General features: G+C 67.5%; 25 protein-coding genes and 1 tRNA gene. 11 read left to right on the forward strand and 15 right to left on the reverse strand.

The window, feature by feature from the left end:
- Positions 1-183: 183 nt before the first annotated feature.
- Genes ABV606_RS04455 through ABV606_RS04465 form a run of 3 tightly spaced genes read right to left on the reverse strand, consistent with a single transcriptional unit; the run spans position 184 to position 1,110 of the window.
- Positions 184-615: an Rv3654c family TadE-like protein gene (locus ABV606_RS04455; protein WP_353988515.1), complete on the reverse strand. Its 432-nt coding sequence runs from the start codon at positions 613-615 to the stop codon at positions 184-186.
- On the reverse strand, positions 591-962 hold the full coding sequence (locus ABV606_RS04460) for a TadE family protein (protein WP_353988516.1): 372 nt from the start codon (positions 960-962) through the stop codon (positions 591-593). The genes ABV606_RS04455 and ABV606_RS04460 overlap by 25 nt, the downstream gene beginning before the upstream one ends.
- Entirely contained in the window at positions 940-1,110 is a 171-nt protein-coding gene (locus tag ABV606_RS04465) for a DUF4244 domain-containing protein (protein ID WP_281489265.1), read from the reverse strand. The genes ABV606_RS04460 and ABV606_RS04465 overlap by 23 nt, the downstream gene beginning before the upstream one ends.
- 328 nt (positions 1,111-1,438) lie before the next feature.
- On the opposite strand from ABV606_RS04465, the gene ABV606_RS04470 reads away from it, so the two are divergent.
- Together ABV606_RS04470 and ABV606_RS04475 are read left to right on the forward strand one after the other, a co-directional pair.
- The gene (locus ABV606_RS04470; protein ID WP_281489062.1) at positions 1,439-1,960 is read left to right on the forward strand and encodes a DUF488 domain-containing protein; all 522 of its coding nucleotides are present in this window, start codon (positions 1,439-1,441) and stop codon (positions 1,958-1,960) included.
- A 322-nt stretch (positions 1,961-2,282) separates the two neighbouring features.
- The gene (locus ABV606_RS04475; RefSeq protein ID WP_353988517.1) at positions 2,283-3,734 is read left to right on the forward strand and encodes a glycosyltransferase family 39 protein; all 1,452 of its coding nucleotides are present in this window, start codon (positions 2,283-2,285) and stop codon (positions 3,732-3,734) included.
- Here ABV606_RS04475 and ABV606_RS04480 read toward each other — a convergent pair.
- The 5 genes from ABV606_RS04480 to ABV606_RS04500 all read right to left on the reverse strand — a co-directional run bounded on the left by ABV606_RS04480 (position 3,687) and on the right by ABV606_RS04500 (position 8,754).
- Positions 3,687-4,547 (reverse strand): alpha/beta fold hydrolase, encoded by an 861-nt coding sequence (locus tag ABV606_RS04480; RefSeq protein WP_353988518.1) that lies wholly within the window; start codon positions 4,545-4,547, stop codon positions 3,687-3,689. The genes ABV606_RS04475 and ABV606_RS04480 overlap by 48 nt on opposite strands.
- Before the next feature lie 58 nt (positions 4,548-4,605).
- Positions 4,606-5,415 (reverse strand): ABC transporter permease, encoded by an 810-nt coding sequence (locus ABV606_RS04485; protein WP_353988519.1) that lies wholly within the window; start codon positions 5,413-5,415, stop codon positions 4,606-4,608.
- 9 nt (positions 5,416-5,424) lie between these two features.
- Entirely contained in the window at positions 5,425-6,327 is a 903-nt protein-coding gene (locus tag ABV606_RS04490; protein ID WP_353988520.1) for an ABC transporter permease, read from the reverse strand.
- 76 nt (positions 6,328-6,403) lie between these two features.
- Complete coding sequence (locus tag ABV606_RS04495; RefSeq protein ID WP_353988521.1) at positions 6,404-7,597, reverse strand: extracellular solute-binding protein; 1,194 nt, start codon at positions 7,595-7,597, stop codon at positions 6,404-6,406.
- Positions 7,598-7,665: 68 nt separating this feature from the next.
- Entirely contained in the window at positions 7,666-8,754 is a 1,089-nt protein-coding gene (locus tag ABV606_RS04500) for an ABC transporter ATP-binding protein (RefSeq protein ID WP_353988522.1), read from the reverse strand.
- Positions 8,755-8,924: 170 nt separating this feature from the next.
- Here ABV606_RS04500 and ABV606_RS04505 point away from each other — a divergent pair, with 170 nt between their 5' ends.
- A complete protein-coding gene (locus ABV606_RS04505) occupies positions 8,925-9,689 on the forward strand; it encodes a FadR/GntR family transcriptional regulator (protein WP_281489055.1) in 765 nt (254 codons plus the stop codon).
- An 82-nt stretch (positions 9,690-9,771) separates the two neighbouring features.
- Entirely contained in the window at positions 9,772-10,470 is a 699-nt protein-coding gene (locus tag ABV606_RS04510; RefSeq protein WP_353988523.1) for a cache domain-containing protein, read from the forward strand.
- 31 nt (positions 10,471-10,501) lie between these two features.
- Here the strand turns inward: ABV606_RS04510 and ABV606_RS04515 are convergent, their stop codons facing one another.
- The gene (locus ABV606_RS04515) at positions 10,502-11,545 is read right to left on the reverse strand and encodes a type II secretion system F family protein (protein WP_353988524.1); all 1,044 of its coding nucleotides are present in this window, start codon (positions 11,543-11,545) and stop codon (positions 10,502-10,504) included.
- Entirely contained in the window at positions 11,542-12,504 is a 963-nt protein-coding gene (locus tag ABV606_RS04520) for a TadA family conjugal transfer-associated ATPase (RefSeq protein WP_353988525.1), read from the reverse strand. Before ABV606_RS04520 ends, ABV606_RS04515 begins: the two co-directional genes overlap by 4 nt.
- 770 nt (positions 12,505-13,274) lie before the next feature.
- Here ABV606_RS04520 and acs point away from each other — a divergent pair.
- A complete protein-coding gene (gene acs / locus ABV606_RS04525) occupies positions 13,275-15,245 on the forward strand; it encodes an acetate--CoA ligase (RefSeq protein ID WP_353988526.1) in 1,971 nt (656 codons plus the stop codon).
- Positions 15,246-15,476: 231 nt separating this feature from the next.
- Here acs and ABV606_RS04530 read toward each other — a convergent pair whose 3' ends face one another.
- Together ABV606_RS04530 and ABV606_RS04535 are read right to left on the reverse strand one after the other, a co-directional pair.
- Positions 15,477-15,932 (reverse strand): RidA family protein, encoded by a 456-nt coding sequence (locus ABV606_RS04530; RefSeq protein ID WP_353988527.1) that lies wholly within the window; start codon positions 15,930-15,932, stop codon positions 15,477-15,479.
- Complete coding sequence (locus ABV606_RS04535) at positions 15,929-16,087, reverse strand: DUF4177 domain-containing protein (protein ID WP_281489049.1); 159 nt, start codon at positions 16,085-16,087, stop codon at positions 15,929-15,931. The genes ABV606_RS04530 and ABV606_RS04535 overlap by 4 nt, the downstream gene beginning before the upstream one ends.
- 52 nt (positions 16,088-16,139) lie before the next feature.
- Here ABV606_RS04535 and ABV606_RS04540 point away from each other — a divergent pair, with 52 nt between their 5' ends.
- From ABV606_RS04540 to ABV606_RS04550, 3 genes are all read left to right on the forward strand, one after another.
- A complete protein-coding gene (locus tag ABV606_RS04540; protein WP_353988528.1) occupies positions 16,140-18,692 on the forward strand; it encodes a transglycosylase domain-containing protein in 2,553 nt (850 codons plus the stop codon).
- Positions 18,693-18,733: 41 nt separating this feature from the next.
- Entirely contained in the window at positions 18,734-19,663 is a 930-nt protein-coding gene (locus ABV606_RS04545) for a metallophosphoesterase (protein WP_435415528.1), read from the forward strand.
- Between the two features lie 24 nt (positions 19,664-19,687).
- Positions 19,688-19,761, forward strand: a tRNA-Pro gene (locus ABV606_RS04550).
- 64 nt (positions 19,762-19,825) lie between these two features.
- Here the strand turns inward: ABV606_RS04550 and ABV606_RS04555 are convergent.
- Positions 19,826-21,046 carry an IS481 family transposase gene (locus ABV606_RS04555; protein ID WP_353987608.1) on the reverse strand — a complete coding sequence of 407 codons (1,221 nt, stop codon included), beginning with the start codon at positions 21,044-21,046 and terminating at the stop codon, positions 19,826-19,828.
- 369 nt (positions 21,047-21,415) lie between these two features.
- Between ABV606_RS04555 and ABV606_RS04560 the strand changes: the two genes are divergently transcribed.
- Positions 21,416-21,790, forward strand: a complete 375-nt coding sequence (locus tag ABV606_RS04560; RefSeq protein WP_353988530.1) for a hypothetical protein — start codon at positions 21,416-21,418, stop codon at positions 21,788-21,790.
- Positions 21,787-21,972: a hypothetical protein gene (locus ABV606_RS04565; RefSeq protein ID WP_353988531.1), complete on the forward strand. Its 186-nt coding sequence runs from the start codon at positions 21,787-21,789 to the stop codon at positions 21,970-21,972. The genes ABV606_RS04560 and ABV606_RS04565 overlap by 4 nt, the downstream gene beginning before the upstream one ends.
- 5 nt (positions 21,973-21,977) lie before the next feature.
- Here ABV606_RS04565 and ABV606_RS04570 read toward each other — a convergent pair whose 3' ends face one another.
- The gene (locus tag ABV606_RS04570; RefSeq protein ID WP_353988532.1) at positions 21,978-23,435 is read right to left on the reverse strand and encodes a purine-cytosine permease family protein; all 1,458 of its coding nucleotides are present in this window, start codon (positions 23,433-23,435) and stop codon (positions 21,978-21,980) included.
- A gap of 93 nt (positions 23,436-23,528) precedes the next feature.
- On the opposite strand from ABV606_RS04570, the gene ABV606_RS04575 reads away from it, so the two are divergent.
- Entirely contained in the window at positions 23,529-24,938 is a 1,410-nt protein-coding gene (locus ABV606_RS04575; RefSeq protein ID WP_353988533.1) for an amidase, read from the forward strand.
- 4 nt (positions 24,939-24,942) lie between these two features.
- Here the strand turns inward: ABV606_RS04575 and ABV606_RS04580 are convergent, their stop codons facing one another.
- On the reverse strand, positions 24,943-25,725 hold the full coding sequence (locus tag ABV606_RS04580; protein ID WP_353988534.1) for a DNA-formamidopyrimidine glycosylase family protein: 783 nt from the start codon (positions 25,723-25,725) through the stop codon (positions 24,943-24,945).
- Positions 25,726-25,729 lie beyond the last annotated feature (4 nt).

The following is a 25,729-nucleotide window of genomic DNA, read 5'->3' on the forward strand; positions in this document are numbered from 1 at the left end:
TCGTGTTTCTCCGCTGGTCGATCCAGCCGCAATGTCAGGCACACGATACATGCAGACACCGAGTCGCCGACGAATCGAAGTGTACGGTCAGACGCTTGTCAGTCGCCGCGAGGGCGAGCCGCTTCTCGTCTGGTTCAGCCTCGACCACCTCCCGCCGGGCACCACGGTGCTGGGGCGGAACCGCTACCCGGGAGGCCCGGCCGTTGCGACAGCATGCGCCGGGAGCGGGAGCACCGCGAGCCCCAGCACCGGAACCGACACACGCACCGTGACGACGAAGCCTTCTTGCAGACAGCCGCTCAGGGCACCCCCATGCGCTGCTGCGAGGGCGGCGGCAGTCTCGCACGGGTGCCCGGGCGCGATGCCGCGTGCCACGTCGGCGGCTGCCAGCGCTGCGGCATCGGCGGCGTGCCCTGCGCGGTGCTTCGCGGCATACGCCGAGGCGAGGGGTCCGAGGAGCGACAGGATGCCGACCAGCACCGCGACAAACGCCACCGCGAGCACCGAGCCCGCACCGTGCTCATCGCGCCAACGCATCGCCACCCGTATATAGAGGTACGCCCTTGTCACGGCGCCCCGGTCCGCCCCCGTCACAGCGCCGACTTGCTTGCGCACGACTCAGCCGAGAGCGGCGGCATGGGCAGCACACGCGTGACTCCTTTCGGTGCCGCTGATGCTCGAACGCAGACCATGCCATCGCGCGTCGCCACCTCGAGGCGATGCGCGGCATCCGGCTCGGGCACGGGGTCGCCACGCGCAACCGCCCTCACCGCCACCGCCGCGGCGTCTTGCAAGCGCAATTGCGTCACCCCGTACTGCGAGAGCGTGAGCAGCACCAGGAGCATGACGATCACCGCAGGCATCACGGCGACGAATTCCGCCGCGACGGCTCCGCGATCGGTGACAGGCCGGTCGCCGAGTCGCCGCCGCCCACTGCCCTCACCCAGAGAAGGAGAGCGCATTCCGCACGAGTTCGGTCAGGATGCCGCGCACCTCATCGGAGCGCATGATCACGACCAAGAGACCCGCGAACCCGACCGCCGCCATCGTCGCGATGGCGTATTCGGCGGTCGCGGCGCCGCGCTGCTCGGTCACGAGTCGAAGCGGCATCCTCACGCTGAGCCGGTGCTTCTCGCTCGCGCGAGCCCTTGAGACGCGTCGAGATTTGAGCGGCAAGCGCTGCTGCGACTCGAGCCGGCGCAGGTGGCGGAGACGGACGAGCAGACGTCGAGCGGCGATGGAGAGCCTGGAACCATACATGTGCGCTTCCTTGGGGTCGGGGCACGAGTGCCTCCACCATGGCGGTAGCTCCGCACCGGCGATCGGTCAGCGGCGCAGACCGCGATCGTTCGCTCGCACCATGCGGGTGGTGGAGGACGCGGCGAGAACCTGGCTCGGCGACGCACCGGACGCTCCGGGGACGTAGGTTCGATGCACCATGATCGTGTACACCATCGGCCACTCCACCCGCACAGAAGCGGAGTTCCTCGAAACGCTGCACGCCTACGAGATCGAACTGCTCGCCGACGTGCGAACGGTGCCGAAGTCACGGCACACGCCGCAGTTCCATATCGACAATCTGAGTCGCACCCTGCCCGCCCGCGGGATCGACTACCGGCACTTCAGCGCGCTGGGAGGCCTGCGGCACGCCAAGAAGGACTCGACGGTCAATGCGGGTTGGCGCAACGCCAGCTTTCGCGGCTACGCCGACTACATGCAGACATCCGAGTTCGCCGAGGGCATCGCCGAACTCATGCGCGCGGCATCCGAGAAGCGCACTGCGATCATGTGCGCCGAGGCGGTGCCGTGGCGCTGCCATCGGTCGATGGTGGGCGATGCGCTGCTCGTGCGCGGCGTCGAGGTTCGCGACATCTTCAGCGACACCGATTGGCGCGCGGAGAAAGTCACGCCCTTCGCGGTCGTGGACGGCACCACCATCACGTACCCGGCCGAGCAGTAGCGCACCGAGCGCGGGCGTCACACCATCGGTCGGGCTTCTCGGCGCTTCATTGAACTCGCGGCGGCAGAAGCCCCGCAGATCCGGGCCTGCAGACCCCGGCAGAGCGCGGCGCGCGAGATGCCTAGGCGGTACCATCGGCCTCGAACTCGAAGCGCCTCTCGCTCCTGGTGACTCGATCCGGAGGTGATCCGGTGCCGCGTCGAGCGGTGCGTCGATTTCGCCGGCTGCTCGGAGTGGAGGTGCCGCCACGCAAGCGGATCGTTCGTCGGCCGTTCGCTCTGGCGCGAGCGGAAAGGCGCGCGGGCCCGGCACAAGGCCGTCCGTGGCAATCACTGCCGTGTCGATCGGGGCCCTCGGCTTCGGGCTCGCCGCGTCAGGCTCGGGAATCCCGTCGTACTGGGGGGATGAAGCTGCCAGCATCCTCGCCACGCAGCGTCCGTTCCCTGCACTGCTCGCGCTGCTGCTGCGGATCGACGCGGTGCATGGTCTCTACTACTCGTTCCTGCATGTCTGGACGGGCGAGTTCGGCACCGGCGAGTTCGCCACGCGCTTTCCGAGCGCGGTCGCTGTCGGATTCGCGGCAGCGGGCGTGGTGGTGCTCGCGAACCGTCTGCTCGGTCCCAGACTCGGCCTGGTCTCGGGCGCCGTGTTCGCGGTCCTGCCGGTGGTGACGCGGTATGGCGCCGAGACGCGCTCGTATGGCATGGTCATCGCGGCATCCGTCTGGCTCATGGTGCTGCTGGTGCACCTCGCGCAGCGACGCAGTCGGAGCATCGCAGGATGGGCGTCGTTCGCCTTCGCCTCGGCGGTCTCCGTTCACTTGTTCGTGTACCTGGTGCTGCTATGGCCGGTGCAGTTCGCGATGCTCCTGCTGCTTTGCGCGCCGAGATCGGTGATGGTCCGGTGGCTATCGGCATCGAGCGTGGCCTTGGTGCTCTCACTCCCGTTCATCATGCTGGCCGTCTCGCAGCGTTTTCAGATCGCGTTCCTGGCGGAGCGCGAGTACGCCACGGCTGCCTCAGCGCTCGCCGGTCAGTGGTTCGACTTCGCCGTGTGGTTCGCGATACTCGCCTGGGCGCTCATGGTGGCAGCGGCAGCGGCCGCGGCGCGATGGAGCGAACTGCGCCCCGCGTGCGCGATCGCGGCGATCTGGGCGCTTCTGCCCACGGTGATCCTGCTGATCGGGAACGCACTCGTCACACCCATGTACAACCTCCGGTACACCGCGTTCTCGGCACCGGCGGTGGCGATGCTCATGGCCATCGGCATCGAAGGCGTTCGCCGAGCGCTGGCGAAGCGCCTGCACCCTCGTCGCGCGGAGTATGTGACAGCCGCGCTCGCGGCAGCGATTGTGATCGCGGTGGCGCCGGTGTACCTGGCGCAGCGGACCCCGTTCTCGAAGGCCGGCGGTGCTGACTTCAGGCAGACCGCAGCCGTCGTGGCGGCGCATGCGCAGCCTGGCGACGCGATCGTCTTCGATGAGACGACCAGGTTCGCCCAACGCCCACGGCTCGCGATCGACCTCTACCCTGAGCAGTTCGCGGGCGTGCACGATGTGGCGCTCGAGGTGCCCTATTTCGCTCGGGACTGGTTGTGGGACGAGGTCGCGACGCTGCCTGAGACGCTGAAGAGACTCGCCGGCTATGACAGGGTGTGGGTACTCGAGCGCGGCCGGAATCAGGCTGAGGTCGACGCCGTGCGCTCCCTCGGCTTCAACGTTCGCCAATCAATACCGGTCAATCGAATCATCGTGTACGAGCTCGTGAGAAAGTGATCGTTGTGGCCGTCGGTCAGTCACCCGCGTCTCGCTGCCCGAGCGCGTGGTCACCTCGTCGGCGAATCGCATGACCGCCGCTGCGAACGCCTCGGGCCGGTCGAGATTCGAGAAGTGCCCAGCCCTCGGGATGGTCTCGGCGCGACCGTCGATGCAGGCCCGCAGGTAGTCCCTGACACCCACCCGGAACTGGTCGAACCGCCCGTTGAGCAGCAGCACGGGGCACTCGACGGCCCACAGCATCGAAGGCCGGCACCGCTCCATCACCTCGCGCCAGGCGGCCGGCGTGGGCGCGAACCAATAGCCGCCCGCGATCACCGGCTCGATCAGCTCCGGCCGGTACAGGCGGCGCAGCACCCGATTGTTGATGCGCGTCATGCGTTGCTCGCCCAGCCGGTCGGTGACCCGCGCGACCCATCGGTACACGGCCGCTCCAGCCCCGACCGGCGTGGCGCTGCTGCCAGCGAGCACGAGTCCGGCCAGGGACTTCGGATGCCGGGCCGCATAGGTCATGGCCGCGTAGCCGCCGAGCGAGTGCCCCACGAGCACTACCGCTTCGTCGGAGGAGGCTTCGGCCACTGCTTCGGCGATGACCTCTGCCGCCCGGTCGAGCGTGAAAGGCTCCTTCGACCGGCTCCCGTGCCCGGGAAGGTCGACCAACGCAACGGGGCCGGCCCGCTCGAGCAGCGGCACCTGAGGGCGCCACTGCGTGCTCGACAGTCGCGAGCCGTGCACGAGCACGAACCGCGGGCGACCACTGGGCGTTACTGCGACCCTCGGACTGCGTTCGGATGCGCGGCGACCGGCGTGCATGCCACCAGGATGACAGCACAGACGGCCCCCGGCATCCGTCGAACCCTGCGGTCTTTCCTCAGCGGCCCTCTTCGGCCCGGCTGAGTCGCTGCGAGAGCCACACCGGGATGAGGGAGGCGAGGATCACGACGGTTGCGACCACGTTCACCACGCTCGCCTGGTTGGGGCGGCCCATCTGGTTCATGATCCAGAGCGGCAGCGTATCGACGCCCGGTGGGGCGGTGAAGATGGTCACGACGACCTCGTCGAAGCTGAGCGCGAAGGCGAGCAGCGCCCCGGCGATGAAGGCCGTGCGGAATTGCGGGAAGGTCACGAGCCGGAAGGTCTGCCAGAGGCCCGCCCCGAGGTCCATCGACGCTTCCTGAAGGTTCGGGCTCATGCGGCGCAGGCGCGCGAGCACGTTGTTGAACACCATGACGATGCAGAACGTGGCGTGCGCGACGATCATGCCGAAGTACCCAAGATGGATGCCCATCGGCTCGAGGATCGAGTTGTAGGTGTTGCTCAGCGCAACACCCGTCACGATTCCGGGCAGCGCGATCGGGAGGATGACGAGGAGGTTGACCGTCTCCTTCCCGAAGAACGAGTAGCGCTGCAAGGCGAAGGCCACGAGGGTGCCGAGCAGCATGGCGATGAGGGTGGCGCCAGACGCCACGACCACCGAGTTCCAGAGGGCGTCGCGGATCGGTTGGCTAGTGAACGCCACCCCCCACCACTCGAGCGACACGTTCTTGATCGGCCAGCTCGCGATGCGCGCAGCGTTGAACGAGTTCATCACGACGAGCGCGAGCGGCATGTACATGAAGATCAGCACGACCGCGACGATCGCGCCGAGCCCGATCTTCGCACCGCGGGAGAGTCTCAACATGGCGGGCTCCTAGAGGTTGCGCAGCGCGCCCGACTTGCGCACGGCGAAGAGGTACAGCAGTACGAAGACGATCGGCACGACCGAGAAGGCCGCGGCCATGGGCGGATTGAGGTTGATGTTGGAGGCGATGATGCTGCCGATCATCTGCGTCGATCCGCCGACGAAGCGGGCGGCGATGAAGTCGCCGAGACTCAATGAGAAGGTGAAGATCGAGCCCGCAAGCAGGGCCGGCTTGATGAGCGGCAGCACGACCGTACGGATCGTGGTCCAGCTCTTCGCACCCATATCGGCCGACGCGTCGAAGAGGTTCACCGGGATCTGGCGGATCGCCGTGTAGACCGGCACGGCCATGTACGGGAACCAGAGGTAGGTGAGGGTGAGGATCACCGTGACGATGCTGAACCCTGGGCCCGTGATGCCGAGCGGCGCGAGGGCCCAGTTGAAGAAGCCCTCTTCGGTGAAGGTGATGCGCATCGCAAGGATCTTCACGAGGTAGCCGGCCCAGAGCGGGAGGGTGATGGCGACTGCCAGCACCCCTCGGAGCCAGGGCGACGCGATCTTCGCCATGAAGATGCCGAGCGGCACCGCGAACAGCGCGCACACCACTGTCACCGCGAGAGCGATGCCGAGTGTGCGCAGAGACGTCGCGAGGTAGGCCGGGGTGGTGAAGATGCTCGCGAAGTTGTCGAGCGTGAAGCCCGGCTTGACCTTCGAGGTGAAGGGATCGGTCACCCAGAACGCGGTGACGAGCATCATCGCGAGCGAGAAGATGTAGACGCCGACGAGCCAGACCATCGGCATGGCGAGCAGGCCTGCGAGCCGGAGGCGCGGCCGGCGATACAGCATCGTCGACAGCGGCCTGGTGCCGGCGGTCGACGAGCGGTCGACGCGGGCGGGCGCGGTGGTGGTCACTGATGTTCCTTCATCGATTGCGAACGGATGCCGCGGACGGCGGGGTGGGCCGGGTCCCCCCGGCCCACCGCGGTTGTCATCCCTTGACGGTCAGCCAGGCCTGCGTCCACTGCTGGAAGTTCGTGCAGGTGACGTCCTTACGACCGTCGACGCACTGCTCGATCGGAGTGGTCCAGAACCAGACGTTCTTGAAGTACTCCTCGTCGGTGGCGTTGAACTCCTCGCAGTGCGCCGCCGCCTCGTCGCTCAACTCGCAGAACGCCGCGTTGGCGGGCGCCATGCCGAAGTTCATCGCGATGGCACCGTTGACCTCGGGAGAGCTGGTGTAGTCCATCCAGAGGTAGGCGCAGTTCGGGTTCTGTGACTGCGACGAGATCATCCAGGCGTCTGACCAGCCGGTCGAGCCCTCTTCAGGGAGCACTCCCTTGAGCTTGTCTTCGCCCGACAGCTTGCGCAGCACCTCCCACGAGGTGCCCACGACGGTGGTGCCGCCGACGAACGAGGTGATCTGCGCTGCGGGGTCGCCCCAGTACTCGCTCACGATGGCGTTCTGCTGCTTGAGCAGGTCGACCGCGGCAGCGAGCTGCGTCTCGTCGAGCGCATACGGGTTGGTGATGCCGAGCTCCGGCTGGTGCGCCATGAGGTAGACCGCGGCATCCGCGATGTAGATCGGCGCGTCGTATGCGGTGATCTTGCCGGCGTAGGGGCTGTCGGCCTCCCAGACGACATCCCAACTCGTCGGCGTCTCGGTGACGACCTCGGTGTTGTACTGCAGGATGTTCGCGCCACGACCGATCGGAATGCCGTAGCTCTTGCCGTTGATGGTGTCGTAGATCTGGCCCTTCATGCCCTCGACGATGTCGTCGCCGAAGTTGGGGATGAGCTCGGTGTTGATCGGCGCGACGTCACCGCCGGCGATCAGGCGGAGGCTGGCGTCGCCCGAGGCGGACACGAGGTCGTAGTCGCCCGTGCGCATCAGCGTCACCATCTCGTCGCTCGTGCCGGCCACTCGGCGGTTCACGACGCAGCCCGTCTCCTCGGTGAACTTGTCGCTCCAGGCCGGCTCCACGAAGCCGCTCCACGCGACGATGTTGACCTGGCCCTCACCCTCGCCGAGGCTCTCGAGCATCGGCACATCGGGCACGTCGATCTGCAGACCGCCGGGGGCGTCGACGTCCCCGCCTGGCGCGTCATCGCCGCCGGCACAGCCGGCGAGTACGAGAGCCGCTGCCGCCGCGACGGCGGGAAGCAGCATCCGCTTCTTCATCATGAATCGCTCCTTCTTCGGATCAATTGCTGGTGTTCGGTGCTTGGGCAGGTGGTTGAGTACGAGGCCGGTCACGGCACGACTGAGGCGTGATCGCGCGTCCAAGCCGCGACCACGCGATCGCCGCGCTGGGCGCCTGCAGAGAGGCCCGGACGGTGGTCGTTCTGGCGCGACGCGATGAGGCGCAACCCCTCGGCGGTCTCGACGATCGTGCGCGTGTTCGCGCCGGTGTAGACGGTTTCGACGACGGTGGCGGCGACTCCGGCCTCGTCGGAGGCCAGTTGCGCGTCCGCCGGGAGCAGCCGCACTCGTTCAGGGCGGATGCTGATGAGCCGGTCGATGCCGGCGATGCGCGACGCGTGCTCCGGGCCGATGAGGTTCGACACCCCGAGGAACCCGGCGACGAACTCAGTGGCGGGTTGCTCGTAGACCTCGACGGGCGAGCCGACCTGCTCGACCTTGCCGTTGTTGAACACGGCGACCCGGTCGCTGAGCGTGAGGGCTTCCTCCTGGTCATGGGTGACGAAGATGAAGGTGATCCCGACCTCGCGCTGAATCTGCTTGAGCTCGACCTGCATCTCCTCACGCAGCTGCTTGTCGAGTGCGCCGAGCGGTTCGTCGAGCAGCAGCACCTTGGGCTTCAGCACCAGGGCACGAGCGAGCGCGATGCGCTGACGCTGACCGCCGGAGAGCTGGTGCGGCAGGCGTTCGGCGACGCTCGAGAGCCGCACCTGCTCGAGCGCGCGCTGGACCGCCCGTGCGCGCTCGGCCTTGCCCACTTTCCGCACTTTGAGCCCGTAGGCCACGTTGTCGGCGATCGAGAGGTGCGGGAACAGGGCGTAGTCCTGGAACACCGTGTTCACGTCTCGGTCGAACGGCGCGAGCGCGGTCACATCCGCACCGCCGAGGGAGATGCTTCCCTCGGTCACCGGCTCGAAGCCGGCGATCATGCGGAGCACGGTGGTCTTGCCCGAACCCGAGGGACCGAGCATCGAGAAGAACTCCCCCGGACGCACATCGAGATCGAGGTCGGCGACCGCGGTGAAGTCTCCGAATCGCTTCGTGACCCCCCGGAGGGTGACTCCGGAGGTCTGCAGGCCGGCGGTACCACTCGCCTTCGATGGGGCGGACGGTTCGGCGACGGTGTCGGTCACGGACATGGTGCGTGAACTCCTTGGAACGGCGTTGGTCGGGACTGCGAGGTCAAAGATATAGTTCTATAGGTTTTAGCGCAAGACCTATGGTTCCGTAGGTATTGGTTGCGCGCCGGCAGGACGGCGCGCCACATGCCGAGAGGTCGCCCGGAGGCGCGATGCGAGACAATGGGGCAATGCAGCACAGCGCCCGCCGAGACGACACGGCGGCGCAGCCTTCGCGGATGCAGAGCGCTGTGTTCCTGCCGATCGGCGACGAAGGCCGCGCGGAACTCGTGGAGCGGCGCATCGCCGAGGCGATCACCGGCGGTCTCATTCCCGCCGGCGAGCGCTTGCCGTCGGAGTCGGCTCTCGCGCGTTCTCTGCGGGTGGCACCCGTCACGGTGCGGGAGGCGCTCGTCGCGCTGCGCGATCGCGGGCTGATCGTCACGAGGCGGGGGCGCAACGGCGGCAGCTTCGTCGCGGACTCGGCGGATCCGGCGCAGTTCACGGCGAAGCGCCTTGGGGCGATGTCGCGCGTCGCACTTCGCGATCTCGGCGCGCACTACTCCGCGATCACGCGCGCCTGTGTAGGGCTCGCCGCCGCGCGTGCCGATGCGAGCGAAGTAGCGCGCATCAGGCAGCGACTCGCCAACGCCGACGCCGCCGATGAGAAGGCGTGGCGCCGGGCTGCGGATGAAGCGCAAACCGAAATCGCGGCGCTCAGCCAGTCGGCCCGGCTCACCAGGGAGCAGATGCGGCTGCAGGCCGAGTTCTCGCCATTCTTGGGCCTGATCGGGCAAGACGCCTCCGCGCGTGAACAGCAGCGCCGTGCCGTGCTGGCTGTGCTCGACGCGCTGGAGCGGGGCGATGCGGATGCCGCAGCATCCGCGGTCGATGCCTTCGTGCGCGATTCGGTCGCGCTGCTGATCGACCACCAGATGCGCCTGCACCGCGCGTGACTCGACCGTCGCAGCGGTGTGACGACCCCGCTATCGGTTGATACCATTCGCTGATCGCCAGAGTCGGACAAGGGAGCGACGCATGAAGGCGCTGCAGGCCACTGATGCCCCGGCAGCAGTCGACACCGTAACAGCCTTCTTCCAGCGCGGAGTCGATGCGCTGGGCGAGGGCACACGAGAGCTCGCCGCCGACGTCGCCAGCGCCCGCGCTGAGGGGCCCCTCACCCGGGCGAAGCTCGACGCGATCGTGCTGCCCTATGCGCAGGCACTCTTCGATCGCGCCGGCGTGACCGTCTACGGCGCCGGCTTCATCGCCGCCATCGGCCTGCTCAGCGACGCCAGCGGCCACTTGTCGTGGTGGCAGGGTCCGCGCCACTCGAAGCTCGAGCTCGCCGCGCAGAACATCGGCAAGGAGCACATCGACTACAGCGAACTGGAGTGGTATCGCGTCCCGGTGTCGACGGGGAAGCCGCATATCGCGGGCCCGCACGTCGACTATCTGTGCAGCGATGAGTACACGATCACTGTCGCGTATCCCGTGTTCGTGGGCGGCGAGTTCATCGGCGTGCACGGCATGGACGTGCTGCTCGACGCGGTCGAGGGAGAGCTTCTGCCGTTGCTGAGCGGAGAGACGGGCGAGATCACCGTCATCAACGCGGTGGGACGGGTGCTCGTTTCGACCAACCCGCACCGCGCGACGGGAGATCCAGTGCGTGACGCGGGCGATACGCTCACGCGGTACGGGTGCGAGGGCCTTCCCCTGGCAGTGCTCGTCAGCTGAAGCGCTGGGCAGCACGGGCGCCGCGGATCACTCAGGCCCCGACCCCGCCGGCCCCCATCGTGGTACCGACGACGGTGATGACCATCGGCACGACGCCGAGCAGCATGAACGCGGGCAGCACGCAGATGCCCATCGGCAGCATGAGCCGCACGGCGAGGGTTGCCGCTTGACGCTGACTCTCGGCGCGTCGGTCGAGCCGCCGCTCAGTGGCATCGCCGCGCAGGAGCAGCGCAGCGGGAGCACCGGCGCGCGCTGAGAGTTCGAGCACCTCCGAGACCGAGTCGAGCCCTTCGAGGTGAATGCCTCGCCGTCGCGCTTCAGCACTCACCGTGTCGAACGCGCGTGCCGGCGCGGCACCGCCGGAGAGAGCGATCGCGACCAGTTCGTGAGCAAGTCCGGGCAAGGTCGAAGCGGGCTGTGCACGCTCCACCAGACGGTTGCTCCAACGGCGCCCGAGCATCATCAAGACGACGCCGCTCAGGGCAGACATGAGACCGACCGGCGTGCCCAGGAGGACGCCGATCGTATCGACCCCGAGAGCCGCGCCGAACCCGACGCCTGCTAGCGGCAACAGCGTGACGAGTTTCGCCGTGGCCTTCGGCCCGGCGAGCGCCACGTCGATGTCACGTTCGGTGGCCGCGGCATCCCGGAGACCGTCCGCTATGGCGCTCAAGGCCGGTGCGAGTGGAGCCCCAGCTTGAGAAGCGACTGCCCAGCAGACCGCGATGGCAGAGGCGGCGACGGCCTCTGGGCTCTCGTCATCCATGGACGCGACCGTGTCGTCGATTGCAGCACCGATATCGCCCGAATGCTGCAGCCGTGCCGAGACGGCGCGCGGAAGCGGCGAGTCGCCGAGGTGATGCCACGCCGCTCGGGGCGACAGCCCGGCCCGCATGAGCACCGCGAGGCGCTGAGCCACACGTGCGGCATCGACCATGCCGTCGATGCGCTGCTCGCTGGTGCGACGGTGGCGGCGAATGGAGGTAGTGGGACGGCGGCGCGACGCGTGCGCCGTCTGCGAGGAGGGCCGACTGCGGGCATCGCTGACGCCGGCGGAGGGCAAGGTGTCGGTCATGGCGCGCCCGGATGGTCGCGCAGCTCGGCGATTGTCAGCCGACCCTCTCCGTCGATGGCGAAGCAGCCCAGCTTCGCGATCTTTCGGGCGCCGCCGCAACGCTCGACGTGGATCACCGCATCGATGGCGCTCGCCGTCTGCCGTGCGATGGCGCGATCCGACATGCCGGCGAGCGCCCCTAACGCCTCGAGTCTCGCCGGCACGTCTTCGAGCGAGTTCGCGTGGAGGGTTCCGGCGCCGCCATCGTGCCCGGTGTTCAGCGCGGCGAGCAGCTCGCGAACCTCAGCGCCGCGGCACTCACCGAGCACCAATCGGTCGGGTCGCATGCGCAATGCCTCGCGCACCAAGCGCGACAGCCCAATCGCACCGGCGCCTTCGAGGTTCGCCTGACGAGCCTCGAGCGGCACGAAGTGCGGATGCTGCACTCGGAGTTCAGCCACATCCTCGATCGCGATGATCCGCTCGGTCTCGGCCGCCGCGCTCAGCATCGCGGCGAGCAGCGTCGTCTTGCCCGCGCCGCCCGCGCCGGTGATGAGCACGTTGGCACGCCGATCGACCAACGCCTGCACGCGCTCTCGCGGCACCTTCTCGAAGCATCCGGAACCCTCGAGTGTCGCGAGGTCGGGAGGTCGCCCGCCGGGCACCCGGATCGAGAGCAGCGTGCCCGACGGCGAGACCACGGGGAGCACGGCATGCACGCGGATGCCGGCCCCGAGCCGAACGTCGATGCAGGGATTGGCTTCGTCGACGTGTCGCCCGCCCGCCGCGATGAGAGCCACGGCGAGAGCGCGCAGTTCTGGCTCTTCCAGATGGACGCCTGCGGAGTGGAATCCATCGCCTCGATCGACGAGCACCGGTCCGGCACCGTTCGCCACGATGTCGGTGATGCGCTCGTCGCGAAGCAGCGAAGCGAGGGCGCCGAACACCTCGTCGCCCGGCACAGGCGTGTGCAGCGGCACCCACGAAGATTCCCTCGGCGTCGTGGCGCCCGGTCCCTCGCGTACAGCGAACGGCACGCTGCGGGATGCCCCAGAGCGGACGTTTCCTGAGGCGATCCACACATCGGGCGGGGGTACCGCGACGAACGGCAGATCGGCGCGCTGGGGGGAGCCGCTGGCGCCGGGCGTCCACGGGGCGCCACCGGCGAGCGAATCGCTCGACAAGCTTTCGCGGAGAGGGACCCCAGTCCGTGGTGCGGTCGATGAGGCGCTGCTGCGAGTCATGCCATGAGCCTGCCGACCGCATCGATGCGAGGGAGCCCTTGCACAGCACCTGGGGAACGCTCGGTGGCTGGACGGAACTGAGGAGGCCAGCCTTGCAAGGCGTTCAAGCTCGCGAGGTGAGCCCGGACTCGCGAGTTAAAGAGAGGGGCGGCGCCGGTTGGGGGGAACTGGCGCCGCCACTGCTGCGGATGATTGGGGGGAATCGATTCCGCCGCACCCGAATCGAGATTCGGTGCCATCAGTGTAGCGCGCAGCATCCCGCCGCGATCAGCACTTTCAGGCATTGTGAGCAGGTACACAGCCAGCTGTGTGGTGGAGGAATCCGGGCGCCGCGGGGCTGCTGGGTGTCCCTTCGGCGCAGCGGTCGAGGCACGGCAGCATTTCGGTCAGTGACAGCGAGCGCTGCTCGTTCGTCAGCGGATCGGAATAGGATCGGAGCCGTTCAATGAAGACAACACACGGCGATCCGGGCCGCCCGTGGCATCGACAAGGACCATCTCGCACACATGAACGCTCCCCAGATCGAAACGCTGCTGCACGAAAACCGGCGGTTCGCGCCCAGCCCTGAGTTCGCTGCCCAGGCGGTCGCGACTCCAGAGCTCTACGAACGCGCCGCGGAAGACCGTCTCGGCTTCTGGGCCGAGCAGGCGCGGGCTCTGCATTGGCACACCAAGTTCGAGCAGGTGCTCGACTGGACCAACGCGCCCTTCGCCCGCTGGTTCGCAGACGGCCGCATCAACGTCGCCTACAACTGTCTCGACCGGCATGTACTGGCGGGTCATGGCGACAGGGTCGCGCTGCATTGGGAGGGCGAGCCCGGCGACAGCCGCTCGATCACGTACGCCGAATTGACCGCTGAGGTGAAGCGTGCGGCCAACCTGCTGACGGCGCTCGGCATCCGCCAGGGCGATCGCGTTGCGATCTACCTGCCGATGATTCCTGAAGCGGTCATCGCGATGCTCGCTGTTGCCCGCATCGGCGCGGTGCACTCGGTCGTCTTCGGTGGCTTCAGCTCAGACTCGCTGCGCTCGCGGATCGAAGACGCGCAGGCGAAGCTCGTGATCACGGCCGACGGCGGCTACCGCAAGGGCTCGGTGTTCCCGCTCAAGCCGGCGGTCGACACGGCGCTTGCAAAGGGCGGCGAATCGGTCAAGCGCGTGCTCGTCGTCAAGCGCGGCGGCAATGAGATCGACTGGACCGAGGGCCGCGACCTGTGGTGGCACGAGGAGCTCGCGCAAGTCGACGCCGACCACGAGGCGAAGGGCTTCGAGGCCGAGAACCCGCTGTTCATCCTGTACACCTCCGGCACCACTGGAAAGCCCAAGGGCATCCTCCACACCTCTGGCGGCTACCTCACCCAGGCGTCGTTCACCCACCGTGCGGTCTTCGATCTGCACCCTGATACCGACGTGTTCTGGTGCACCGCCGATATCGGTTGGGTGACCGGACACAGCTATGTGGTCTACGGGCCGCTCGCGAACGGCGCCACGCAGGTGATGTATGAGGGCACCCCAGACACGCCGCACCCCGGTCGCTGGTGGGAGATCATCGAGAAGTACAAGGTGTCGATCCTCTACACGGCGCCCACGGCAATCCGTTCGTTCATGAAGATCGGCCGCGAACACCCGCAGCGCTTCGACCTCTCGTCACTGCGTGTGCTGGGTTCGGTCGGCGAACCGATCAATCCGGAGGCGTGGATCTGGTACCGCGACATCATCGGTGGCGGCAAGACGCCCGTCGTCGACACGTGGTGGCAGACCGAGACGGGCGCCATCATGATCTCCGCGCTGCCGGGCATCACCGAAGCGAAGCCGGGCAGCGCCCAGACGCCGATCCCTGGCATCGCGATCGACGTGCTCGACGACAACGGCACGCACGTAGGAAACGGCAACGGGGGCCTGTTGGTCGCGACCGAACCCTGGCCCGCGATGCTCCGCGGCATCTGGGGCGACCCGGAGCGCTTCATCGAGACGTACTGGGAGAAGTTCGACTTCGAGGGCACGCCGCAGCGACGCATGTACTTCGCCGGCGACGGTGCGCGGCTCGACGAGGACGGCGACATCTGGCTGCTCGGCCGGGTCGACGACGTGATGAACGTGTCGGGCCACCGCTTGTCGACGGCCGAGATCGAGTCGGCACTTGTTTCGCACCCGATCGTCGCCGAGGCGGCCGTCGTCGGCGCATCCGACGAGACGACCGGTCAGGCCGTCGTGGCCTTCGTGATCCTGCGTGCCAAGCAGAGCGAGGCGCAGACCAACGACGAGGCCGCGGCTCTGCTGCGCGCGCACGTCGCCGAGCAGATCGGTGCCATCGCGAGACCCAAGAAGGTCTACATCGTCACCGAACTGCCGAAGACGCGGTCGGGCAAGATCATGCGCCGTCTGCTGCAAGACGTCGCCGAAGGGCGTGAGGTCGGCGACACCACGACACTCGCCGACACGTCAGTGATGTCGGTCATCACGGCGACGGTGCACTGAGCCGCGCGAGATTGGCACCCCGGTCGGCGCTCGGCCGGGCACTCGCCATTGTTGGCTGCTAGCTCGGGCCGGCAGTGCGGGCGGGTAGCGCGCGGATACGAAACGAGGGGCGGATGCTCGGGGATCACCCCGCAGCATCCGCCCCTCGTCGTACTGTGCATGAACGGGCGTGCCGCTCGCACGCGCGAGCTGATGTGCCCCTCGCGGGCCCGAGCCGAGCCGCCGGAGCGCTCAGGCGAACTCGACCACGAGCTCGACCTCGACCGGAGCGTCGAGCGGCAGCACGGGCACGCCGACGGCGGAGCGCGCGTGCTTGCCCACCTCGCCGAAGATCTCGCCGAGCAGCTCGCTGGCGCCGTTGATCACGCTGGGCTGCCCCGTGAAGGTCGGCACAGACGCCACGAACCCGACGACCTTCACGATGCGGGTGATGCGGTCGAGTGAACCGATCGCAGCGTGCACGGCGGCAAGCGCGTTGAGCGCCGCGACCCGGGCGCACTCGTTCGCGAGCTCGGGCGTCACCTCGGCGCCGACCTTGCCGGTGGCCATCAGTGCGCCATCGCGCATCGGCAACTGCCCGGCGGTGAAGACAAGGTGGCCGCTGACGACTGCGGGCACATAGGCGGCGAGCGGCGTGACGACGGCCGGAAGCTCGAGGCCGAGCTCACGCATCCGCTCAGCGATCATGCTTGCGCCTTCTCACGCTTGAAGTAGGCGACGAGTCCGCCTTCCGGGCCGGTGACGACCTGCACGAGTTCCCACCCCTGTTCGCCCCAATTGTTCAGAATGGCAGTCGTGTTGTGCACGATCAACGGCGTAGTGAGGTATTCCCAAGTGCGCATTGCGCGGCTTCCGTTCAGCTAGGCGGCGTGGTTCTTCCCGTACCCTACTCGTATGTCTGCCCAAGAATCACGGCGCTCCGGTGTGCTCGGAGCCATCCTCGGCATGCTGGGATTCAGCGGTCTCGCCGGGCTGCTCGTGGCGATCATGGTGACGCCGGCGATCGCCGTCACCGGAATGACTGCGAACAACGCTGTTGGCATCTTCAACGAACTCCCGGAGTACGCGACGCTCGGTGACGACCTCGCTCAGAAGGTCACGCTGTACGGCACTCAGGGCGGCCAGCCCGTGCCCTTCGCCACGATCTTCGAGACCAACCGCGAAGAGGTGGGCTGGGACGAGATCTCGCAGTATGCGAAGGATGCCGCGGTCTACGGCGAGGACGCGCGCTTCTTCGAGCACGGCGGCGTCGACATGCAGTCGATCATGCGCGCGCTCGCGTCAAACGTTCGCTCCGGCGAGGTCGAGAGCGGTGGCTCGACGATCACCATGCAGGTGATCCGAAACATCAACATCGAAGCCGCGAACCAGCTCGAGGACCCCGAAGCGCGCAAGGCCGCGTACACCGAGGCAGTCGAGCCGAGCATGGATCGCAAGCTCAAAGAGATGAAGCTCGCGATCGGGCTCGAGAAGCGCTACGACAAGCAGACGATCCTGCTGGCGTACCTCAACATCGCCAACTTCGGCGGCACCACCTATGGCATCCAGGCCGCAGCGCAGCGCTACTTCGGCGTGAACGCGACCGACCTCACCCCGGCGCAGGCGGCGAGCCTGATCGCGATCGTGCAGTATCCGGCATCCCGCTCGCTCGAGAGCCCGGACAACTACGAGCGCAACAAGATCCGTCGTGACTACATCCTCGGCCAGATGCTGAAGTACAAGTCGATCGACCAGGCGCAGTACGACGAAGCGATCGCGACCCCGATCGAGCCGACCCTGACGCCGCTGAACAACGGCTGCATGGCGGCGAGCATCGCGCCGTACTTCTGCGACTACGTCGTCAAGACGCTGCTCAACGACCCCGCGTTCGGCGAGACCGCCGACGACCGCCGACAGGCCTTCCGCAAGGGTTACGACGTCTACACGACGCTCGACATCGGCGCGCAAGCGCACGCCGAGGCCACCATGCGCCAGTGGGTGCCCTCGTATGACGACCGCTTCCAGCTCGGGTCGTCCACCGTCGGGGTGCAGCCGGGCACCGGTCGCATCATCTACATGACGCAGAACACCTCGTTCAACGACACCGCCGCCGGCGGCGGACCCGGAACGAGCGCCGTGAACTACAGCACCGATTACGATCGCGGCGGTTCGCGCGGATTCCAACCCGGGTCGATCTACAAGATCTTCACGCTCGGTCAGTGGCTGAAGGACGGCCACGGGCTGAACGAAGTGGTGACCGGCAAGCCGCAGACCTGGCGACAGAGCACGTTCACCCGATGCGGTTCGCCCATGGGCGGCGCCGACTGGAAGCCGAAGAACGACAGCTCGTCGCCGACGAACACGAATGTCGTCAACGCAACCGCCACCTCGAACAACAACGCGTTCGTCGATATGGCGCAGGAGCTCGACATCTGCGACATCCGTGACACCGCCGCCTCACTCGGCATGCACACGGCGACCGGCGAGAAGGACGGCTCAGACATGATGACCGTCCTCGCGAGCGTCATCGGCGGAAGCGATGACACCTTCGCGCCGCTCACCATCGCCAACGCGTTCGCGTCGATCTCGGCGCGCGGTCTCACCTGCACGCCGACCGGCATCGACCGCGTCACGACGCCGAATGGCGAGGAGCTCAAGGTCCCAAACCCGAACTGCCGGCAGACGCTCGACCCAGAGATCGCGGACGCCATGATCTACGCGATGAAGCGCACCCTCATGGGCGGCGGTACCGCGGTGGCGTCGAGGCCCTACAATTCGGTTCCGATCTTCGGCAAGACCGGATCGACGGATGCCTACAACCAGACCTGGGTCGCGACCGCGACGACGTCGATCGCCGGTGTGACGTGGGTGGGCAACGTGCAGGGCACGCAAGCCATGTCGCGCACGTACATCAACGGAATGGCCGGCAGCCGACTGCGCCACGCAGTTCAACGACAGTTGAACACCCAGTGGCAGACGTTCTGGGGCGGCAACGACTGGCCTGAGCCTAACCGTTCGTTCCTGACCGGCAACAACGCCCCGGTGCCCGATCTCACCGGCCAGAGCGTCGACAGCGCGCGTGAGCTCATCGAGAGCCTCGGGTTCAACTTCGCGGACGGCGGACCGATCGCCTCGTCGCTCGATGCGGGGCTCATCGTCCAGACTGATCCCGGAGCAGGCGCCAGCGTGCCTCGCGGAACGACCATCACGGTGTACACCAGTGACGGCTCGCTGAAGGCGACCATGCCGGATGTCGTCGGCCAACAGACCGACGAAGCCTTGAACACGCTGATCGCCGAGGGATTCAGTGCGTCGAAGGTGAGTTACAGCTTCGTCGAGGGGCCCCCGGGCCAGGTGTGTCGCGTGAAGTCGTCGGACCCGGCTGCTGGCGCAGGCACCACAAAGGATGCGGCCATAACGCTGACGGTGATCAGTGATGCCGACGGCGAGGACCCCGGCTGCCCGTGACGCGAAGGAGCACCCTCGGCACCTCGCTGGGAGCGGTCGCCATGGCGTTGACCGCCGCTGGCGCGGGCGTCGCGACCTACGCCACCGCTGTGGAGCGGAACGCGTTCCGCGTCCGCAATGAGGTGCTGCCGGTGCTCGACCCGGGCGCCCGGCCGCTGACCGTGCTGCACATCGCCGACCTCCACATGGCTCCGTGGCAGCGTGCGAAGCAGGACTGGGTGCGGTCGCTGGTTCATCTGGAGCCCGACCTCGTTGTGAACACGGGCGACAACATCGGTCATGCGGAAGGCCTGAGCGGCGTCAAGCGCGCACTCGAGCCGTTCAAGGGCATCCCTGGAGTCTTCGTGCACGGCTCGAACGACTACTTCGCTCCCGTCGTGAAGAACCCGCTGCGCTACCTGACCGGGCCTTCGAAGTCGCGCGAGCGTTCACCGGAACTCGACATCGCGCCGCTTGACGAGTTCTTCGAGGGCGAGCTCGGATGGCTCAGCCTCGACAACACCGCTCGAGCGATGACGATCAATGGCTCGAACATCGAGTTCTTCGGCACAGCCGATGCGCACCGAGGGTGGGACAGGCTCGATCGGCTGGCTCGTGAGATCGATGAGATGCGTGAGAACGTCGGCTGGCAGCACGACGCGATGAAGCCGGAGACCGTGCGCATCGCCGTGACGCACGCGCCGTACCAACGGGTGCTGAACTCGTTCGTCACCCAGGGCGCGGATCTCATCTTCGCCGGCCACACCCACGGCGGGCAGGTCTGCGTGCCGGGAGTCGGCGCACTGGTGACGAACTGCGACCTGCCGCGGTCGCTGGCATCGGGCATGACCGTGTGGCGGCATGCCCGCGGCGCCTCCTACCTGAACGTCTCAGCGGGCATCGGCACGAGCATCTATGCACCCGTCCGGTTCGCGTGTCCGCCCGAGGCTGTGCTGCTGACCCTGACCCCGGCCGACATCGGGTATTCTTGACAAGTTGCCGCACTCGTGCGGTGACGGGGTATGGCGCAGTTTGGTAGCGCGCGTCGTTCGGGACGACGAGGCCGCAGGTTCAAATCCTGTTACCCCGACAAATGTGATGTCTCAAGACATCGTGAACGCTCCGAACCCACAATTTTGGGTTCGGAGCGTTTGTCATTTCGCTGTCGCCGGCCGGGCTGGTCCTTTGGGTTTGCCGGTGGGCTGGTAGTCGCGGTTCGGGTCGAGGGTGAGCTCGCGGAGGAGTTCGCCGGTGGCGGCGTTCACGACCCGGATTTCGAGGTCCTGGATGAGCAGGATGACGTGGGTTCGGGCGTGGGTTCGGCCGATGCCGATGTGGTGCAGGTTGCCGTTGTGGCGGAGGGTGACGACGCCGGAGTCGTCGATGCGGTCGCGACGGATCCGGTCGTGCGTGTCGGCGCTGCGGTCACGATTCGGGGTCGCTTTCGGCCGTGCCCGGTAAGCCGCGGCCGGGGTTGCCTGGTGCGGCAGGGAGCGGTGCGGCCGGTGCTGGTTGTAGGTGTGGAGGAATGCATCGATCAGCTGCTGCAGTTCGGGCAGGGTCGCCGGCTGCGCGGGCTGAGCGGTGAGCCATTTCTTCATCGTCTGCTGGAAGCGTTCAACCTTGCCTTGCGTGGTGGGGCTGTTGGGGCGGCCGTTCTTCTGGGTGATGCCGCGGCGTCGCAGCTCGGCTTCGAGGGCGGTGCGGCCGCCGCGGCGGTGCTGGCTGGCGAGCCTGACGGTGTAGACGAGGCCGTTGTCGGTCAGTGTTGACGCGGGGTAGCCGTGCAGGTCGGCTGCGGCGGTGAAGGTGTCGAGGACGATTCTCGAGGTGATCGTCTGGTGCGCGGAGGCGTGGAGGACGTAGCGGGAGTGGTCGTCGAGCCAGGTGATGATCGCGGTGTCCTCGCCCGGGGCGCCATCGGGCTCGGTGAGCCGGTAGTGGGTGAAGTCGGACTGCCAGCACTCGTTCGGCAGCTCCGCTGCGAATCGCAGGTAGGAGGACTTCGGCCGCTTCTTCGGTTCGGGGATGACTCGGCCGGCGCGGGTGAGGATCCGGTTGATCGTCGCCCGGGACAGCATGACGTGGTGGTGGTGTTCCAGGTGCCAGGCGATCGTGTCCGCGCCGGCATCAAGGCCTGCCGTCGACAGGGTCGACCGTAGCCGCAGTACGAGGTCGCTCACCTCGGGCGGGGTCTGCGTGGGGCTGCGATGCGGCCGTTTCGAGCGGGGCTGGAAGGCGGTGTCGCCTTCTTCGCGCCACCGCTTCACGAGGGTGCTCACCCATCCGGTGGAAACCCCGTAGGTGCGGGCGACTTCGGCTTGGGAGCGACCTTCGACAACGACAGCGGTGATGACCAGACGGGCTCGCGACACCGCTGATTCTGGCGTACCGGAGCGTTCACTATGTCTTGAGACATGCGTTCACGATGTCCTGAGCCAGCACACTGTTACCCCGACAAATTGTTGAGGGCCGTCCGCCAGGGCGGCCTTCAACAATTTCTCCGGGTTAAGGGGCTGCACCTGCGGAGCAGGTGGGCCCACGCCGCCGCGGGCCCCGAGCGTTGCAGAGCTACCGTCGGGGTGGGCGGTGGGAGGGGCCGCTGCCGAAGCGACTCGCCTTGTATTCGTCTGCGAGGTTCGCCCGCCTCCTTGACCGTTCGTCGCTTCGGGCGTGGAGTGGAAGACGCTGGCCGGAACGCCCATCGCGCTTCGGCATCCGCCCGCCAGTCGAAAGGACCCGGTATGACGAACGACAGCACACCTGGAACACCCGCTCCGGACTCCGGCGCACGAGATCAGGGCCCGACTCGCGCAAACGAACCCGAATTGCAGGCGGCGGCCAGGCGTGACGGCGGCGAGGTAGACGACGACACCATGCTGCACGGCGACCTCTCCATGGAGCCAACCGGTCCAGCAGGACCCCATTCGGGCGGAGACACTCTGGGGGGAGCACAAGCACCCACCGGGAACGACGGAGCGATGGGCGACGACGCGCCTGCAGGCGATGCCGGGCTCACCGACTCCAGCCTGGGCGACGCCGCGTTACCGGGCGGTGCCGACACGCCACGCCAAGCGTTCGGAGATGAAGACCTCGACGAGGAAGGAAACCAGCGATGAGCGAGCGAGACACGTCGCACAGCGATCGACCGACTGACCGGGATGCCGGCTCGCCGGATGTCGATCCGGACGACATGGCGAAGCAGAACGCCCACTCGGATCCCGATCGACTTCCAGACGAGGGGAAGCCCGGCATCGGCTCGAGCGACGGAGAAGTTCCGCCCGACGCGATTCGCAGCTGACCCGGTCAGTGCATGGCTCGGGGGTCGGCATCCGGCTCGAGCGTCGCGAAGCTGTCGCGCCGAGCCTGTTCCTCGGCGTCGAGGTCGATGGAACGCGACAGCAGCCAGTATGAGATCGCGGCGACGGGCAGCCCTACGACGACGGAGATGTCGGCACCCCCTAGCGCCTGCGCGATCGGTCCGGTGTAGACGATGGTAGAGAAGAACGGGATCATCGACGCGAACCCGAGGAGATACGCCACCATCCCTCGCCACGACCAGCGGCCGTAGATGCCGCGGGGATCGAAGATGTCGAGCACCGAGTATCGTCCGCGGCGCACGAAGTAGTAGTCGACGAGGTTCACCGCGGTCCACGGCACCAGGAAGTACAGCAGCAGCGTGAGGAAGACGCTGAAGCTGCCCAGGAAGTCCTCGGGCAGTGCCAGCGCGAGGCCCAGCACGATGGCGCTCACGACGAGCACGGCGATGACCCGGGTCGTGCGGGTCGGCGGCACGGTCTTGAACGCGTCGATCGCGCTGATACCGACGAGCGTCGCACCGTACGTGTTCACGGCCATCACCGTGACCAGCGCGACGCCGCCGACCAGCAGGGTGATCCAGCCCAGACCAGGGAAGACGTCGTCGCCGACCTCGAGGATGCTGTTGATGCTCGCACCATCCGTGAGGGCGCTGGCGAGGAGTGCGCCGAGACCGATCATCCAGATCGACGAGCCCGCGGCGCCGAGATACGTCCAGAACACCAGCGGACCGGTGCGCGTGTCGGGCGGCAAGTAGCGCGTGTAGTCGGAAACGTAGATCGCGTAGCCGAGCAGGAAGCCGGAGACGGCCCCGAACACGGTGAGGAACGGCACCCACGCGAAGTCGCCCATGGTGAGGATCTCGCCGCCGCCGAGAATGATGATCGCGCCGACCGTGAGCACGGCGAACAGTGGGATGAGGATCCAGGTCAGCCAGCGCTGCACAACGTGGATGATGTCGTAGCCGAAGATCGCGATCACCACCTGCACGAGCACGATGCCGACGTACCACAGGGTGCGGTCGCCGCCTGCTCCAAGCGCCAGGAACGCGTCGGTCGCCGCGATCGTGTCGAAGACGTTGAGGCCGATGTAGACGAACAGGCCTGCGGCGATCGGGATGACGGCCCCGCGCAGTCCGAACTGCGCCCGCGATTGGATCATCTGCGGCAGCCCGAGCGTCGGACCCTGGTTGGCGTGGAACGCCATGAAGAACGTTCCGAACAGCGAGCCGAGCACGATCGCCACGAAGCTCCAGCCGAAGCCCAGGCCCATGGCCGGGCCGATGAAGCCCGCCGCCAACGTCAGGAGGCCGAAGTTGCTCGTGAACCAGAACGGGCCCTGGTGCCACACCTTGCCGTGGCGCTCTCGCAAGGGCACGTAGTCGATGGAGCGGACTTCGATACCGCGACGCTGGATGGCGCCGGCATTTGGAAGGGGCTCGTTCATACTTGAAGTCATCACTGTTCGCCTTTGAACGTGTTCATTACCGCGGTTGCGGCGAGCATAGCGAATCGCGGCTTCTGCAGAAGGGATTCGCGGGTGGTTACTTCTGCCGACGGTTTCACCACCGCATCCGATACCGCAGAGCGCGTTCGAAGCGGCGCGACCAGCGCTGAATCGGTGATGCGAGCCGCCTTCGAGCGCATCCATCGCCTCAACCCCGTCTACAACGCCTTCGTCGAACTTCGAGAGACCCAGGCGATGGCCGCGGCCCGGAGGCTCGACGAGCGCATCGCCGCCGGAGAATCCGTCGGTCGTCTGGCCGGTGTGCCCGTCGGAGTGAAGGAGTCGATGTGGGAGGCGGGACGCCGCGCGACCAATGGGTCGCGAGCCCTTGCAGACTTCGTGCCCGACACCACGCTCGTGACGATCGAACGTCTGCTGGGGGCGGATGCGATCGTCGTGGGTCGCACGAACGTGCCCGAGTTCTGCTACCGCGGGCACTGCTGCAATGACCTGTTCGGTTGCACCCGGAACCCGTGGGATGCCGGACGCACACCGGGCGGATCGACCGGCGGAGGTGCCGCCGCGGTGGCAGCCGGCATGGTTCCCGTGGCGCTGGGAAGCGACGGCGGAGGGTCGCTACGGATTCCGGCCAGCTTCTGCGGCGTCATCGGGTACAAGCCGACCTTCGGAGTCGTGCCCCGGGCCCCGGGTTGGCACGGCTGGTACAGCCTGAACCACGTCGGGCCCATCACGGCAGCGATCGAGGATGCTGCGCTGGTCATGTCGGTGATCGCAGGCCCGGCCGACGAAGACCCCGCGTCGGTTCCGCTTCCCCCGTCTCTCGACAACTGGACGCCGGGGCCGAGGGCTCTCGCAGGAACCAGGGTGGCCTTCAGTGAAGACCTGGGCCGGATCCGGATAGATCCCGAAGTGCGTGAGCGCTTCCGCGCCGCAGTGGCACTGCTGCAGCGCGAGGGCGTCATGCTCGAGGCTGCCGACCCCGGCATCCCGAAGTCCGTCGATCTCTGGTTCGAGTTGGCCTCTGCCGACAACCTGGCGTCGGAGGGACCGTTGCTCGCAACAGGGCTGGTGGGAAGCGATGTCGCGGATCTCATCACCGCCGGCGAGGCGATCAGCGGAGCCGACTACGCGCGCGCACGAAACGCTCAGCACGACTACTCTGCGGCGTGGCAGCGGTTCCTGAGCGGGTACGACTTCTTCATCACCCCCACGATGGAGACCGTGGCGTTTCCGGTCGAGGCTCGTCAGCCGGAAGAGATCGACGGGCTGCCGTTGCAGGGCAAGGAAGAGGACTGGTGCCAGTTCGTCTACCCATTCAATCTGAGCGGGCATCCAGCGATCTCGATTCCGCTGCCGGTGGGAAGCGACGGGCTGCCGATCGGCGTGCAGATCGTCGCCCCGCGATTCCATGACGCCGAGTTGCTCGCGTTCGCCCGGGCGGTCGTCGAGGCATTCGGGGGCGTCGCGCGGCCGTCGATCTGATGCCTCAGCGCTGGCAGTGCGGGCACCAGGTCACCGACCGCTCCTCGCCCGCTCGGGCGCCCAGCGACGCGCCCTGCAGCAGCGTGCCGCAGCGCCGGCAGGCCTGACCAGCGCGACCGTACACCCAGGTGCGCTTGCCGCGACGCAGGTCGCCAGTGGTGCTGCGGGCGTCGCGGTCGCGGTTCGCCACCAGCATCCGGTGCACCAGGTCGAGCGCGCGCCGTCCGTCGACCTCGCCGGCCGGCCGCGCGGGCGCGACGCCGAGCAGAAAGCACAGTTCGTTGGCGTACACGTTCCCAGCGCCCGCGACGACCGTCTGATCGAGCATCGCGGTGAAGATCGGCGTGTCGGAGTGCGCCTCGAGGCGCTGCAGGGCCAATTCGACGTCGGCGTCCGTCCACTCGCCGAGCAGGTCGGGGCCGAGCCGATCGCGCAGGGCGGCGGCCTCGGCATCCGTCATCAGGGCCACTTCCGCGAGATCGAAACCAACGCCGGCGACGGATGCCGCACGCAGCACCACCCGGGCACGATACACCTGTCGCGGCCACCGCTCCCCCGGCCACACCTCCACCCAGGCGCCCTCCATCCTGAGGTGGCTGTGCAGGTTCCAGTCGCCGATCCGATGGAAGAGGTGCTTGCCGTAGGAGGTCACCGCGTGGAGTCGCTGACCGCTGAGGTCGACGGTCGCCAGCGTCGGAACGCGGAAGTCGGTCGCGTCGAGCACCTTGCCGGCCAAGGCCGCGTGCTGCCGTTTCGCCGTGCGGAAGACGTTGTCACCCTCGGGCATCCAC

The sequence above is a fragment of the Ruicaihuangia caeni genome, from assembly GCF_040536845.1.
GTDB lineage: Bacteria > Actinomycetota > Actinomycetes > Actinomycetales > Microbacteriaceae > Ruicaihuangia > Ruicaihuangia caeni.

Bases quoted from the DNA above. Each gene is read 5' to 3' on its own strand.
- ABV606_RS04540 (WP_353988528.1), top strand. From the start codon at position 16,140: ATGTCTGCCCAAGAATCACGGCGCTCCGGTGTGCTCGGAGCCATCCTC.
- ABV606_RS04530 (WP_353988527.1), bottom strand. From the start codon at position 15,932: ATGATCGCTGAGCGGATGCGTGAGCTCGGCCTCGAGCTTCCGGCCGTC.
- ABV606_RS04470 (WP_281489062.1), top strand. From the start codon at position 1,439: ATGATCGTGTACACCATCGGCCACTCCACCCGCACAGAAGCGGAGTTC.
- ABV606_RS04515 (WP_353988524.1), bottom strand. From the start codon at position 11,545: ATGACCGACACCTTGCCCTCCGCCGGCGTCAGCGATGCCCGCAGTCGG.
- ABV606_RS04535 (WP_281489049.1), bottom strand. From the start codon at position 16,087: ATGCGCACTTGGGAATACCTCACTACGCCGTTGATCGTGCACAACACG.
- ABV606_RS04480 (WP_353988518.1), bottom strand. From the start codon at position 4,547: ATGCACGCCGGTCGCCGCGCATCCGAACGCAGTCCGAGGGTCGCAGTA.
- ABV606_RS04460 (WP_353988516.1), bottom strand. From the start codon at position 962: ATGCGCTCTCCTTCTCTGGGTGAGGGCAGTGGGCGGCGGCGACTCGGC.
- ABV606_RS04500 (WP_353988522.1), bottom strand. From the start codon at position 8,754: ATGTCCGTGACCGACACCGTCGCCGAACCGTCCGCCCCATCGAAGGCG.
- ABV606_RS04560 (WP_353988530.1), top strand. From the start codon at position 21,416: ATGACGAACGACAGCACACCTGGAACACCCGCTCCGGACTCCGGCGCA.
- ABV606_RS04465 (WP_281489265.1), bottom strand. From the start codon at position 1,110: ATGCCGCTTCGACTCGTGACCGAGCAGCGCGGCGCCGCGACCGCCGAA.
- ABV606_RS04510 (WP_353988523.1), top strand. From the start codon at position 9,772: ATGAAGGCGCTGCAGGCCACTGATGCCCCGGCAGCAGTCGACACCGTA.
- ABV606_RS04565 (WP_353988531.1), top strand. From the start codon at position 21,787: ATGAGCGAGCGAGACACGTCGCACAGCGATCGACCGACTGACCGGGAT.
- ABV606_RS04570 (WP_353988532.1), bottom strand. From the start codon at position 23,435: ATGAACGAGCCCCTTCCAAATGCCGGCGCCATCCAGCGTCGCGGTATC.
- ABV606_RS04495 (WP_353988521.1), bottom strand. From the start codon at position 7,597: ATGATGAAGAAGCGGATGCTGCTTCCCGCCGTCGCGGCGGCAGCGGCT.
- ABV606_RS04505 (WP_281489055.1), top strand. From the start codon at position 8,925: ATGCAGCACAGCGCCCGCCGAGACGACACGGCGGCGCAGCCTTCGCGG.
- ABV606_RS04580 (WP_353988534.1), bottom strand. From the start codon at position 25,725: ATGCCCGAGGGTGACAACGTCTTCCGCACGGCGAAACGGCAGCACGCG.
- ABV606_RS04485 (WP_353988519.1), bottom strand. From the start codon at position 5,415: ATGTTGAGACTCTCCCGCGGTGCGAAGATCGGGCTCGGCGCGATCGTC.
- ABV606_RS04545 (WP_435415528.1), top strand. From the start codon at position 18,734: ATGGCGTTGACCGCCGCTGGCGCGGGCGTCGCGACCTACGCCACCGCT.
- acs (WP_353988526.1), top strand. From the start codon at position 13,275: ATGAACGCTCCCCAGATCGAAACGCTGCTGCACGAAAACCGGCGGTTC.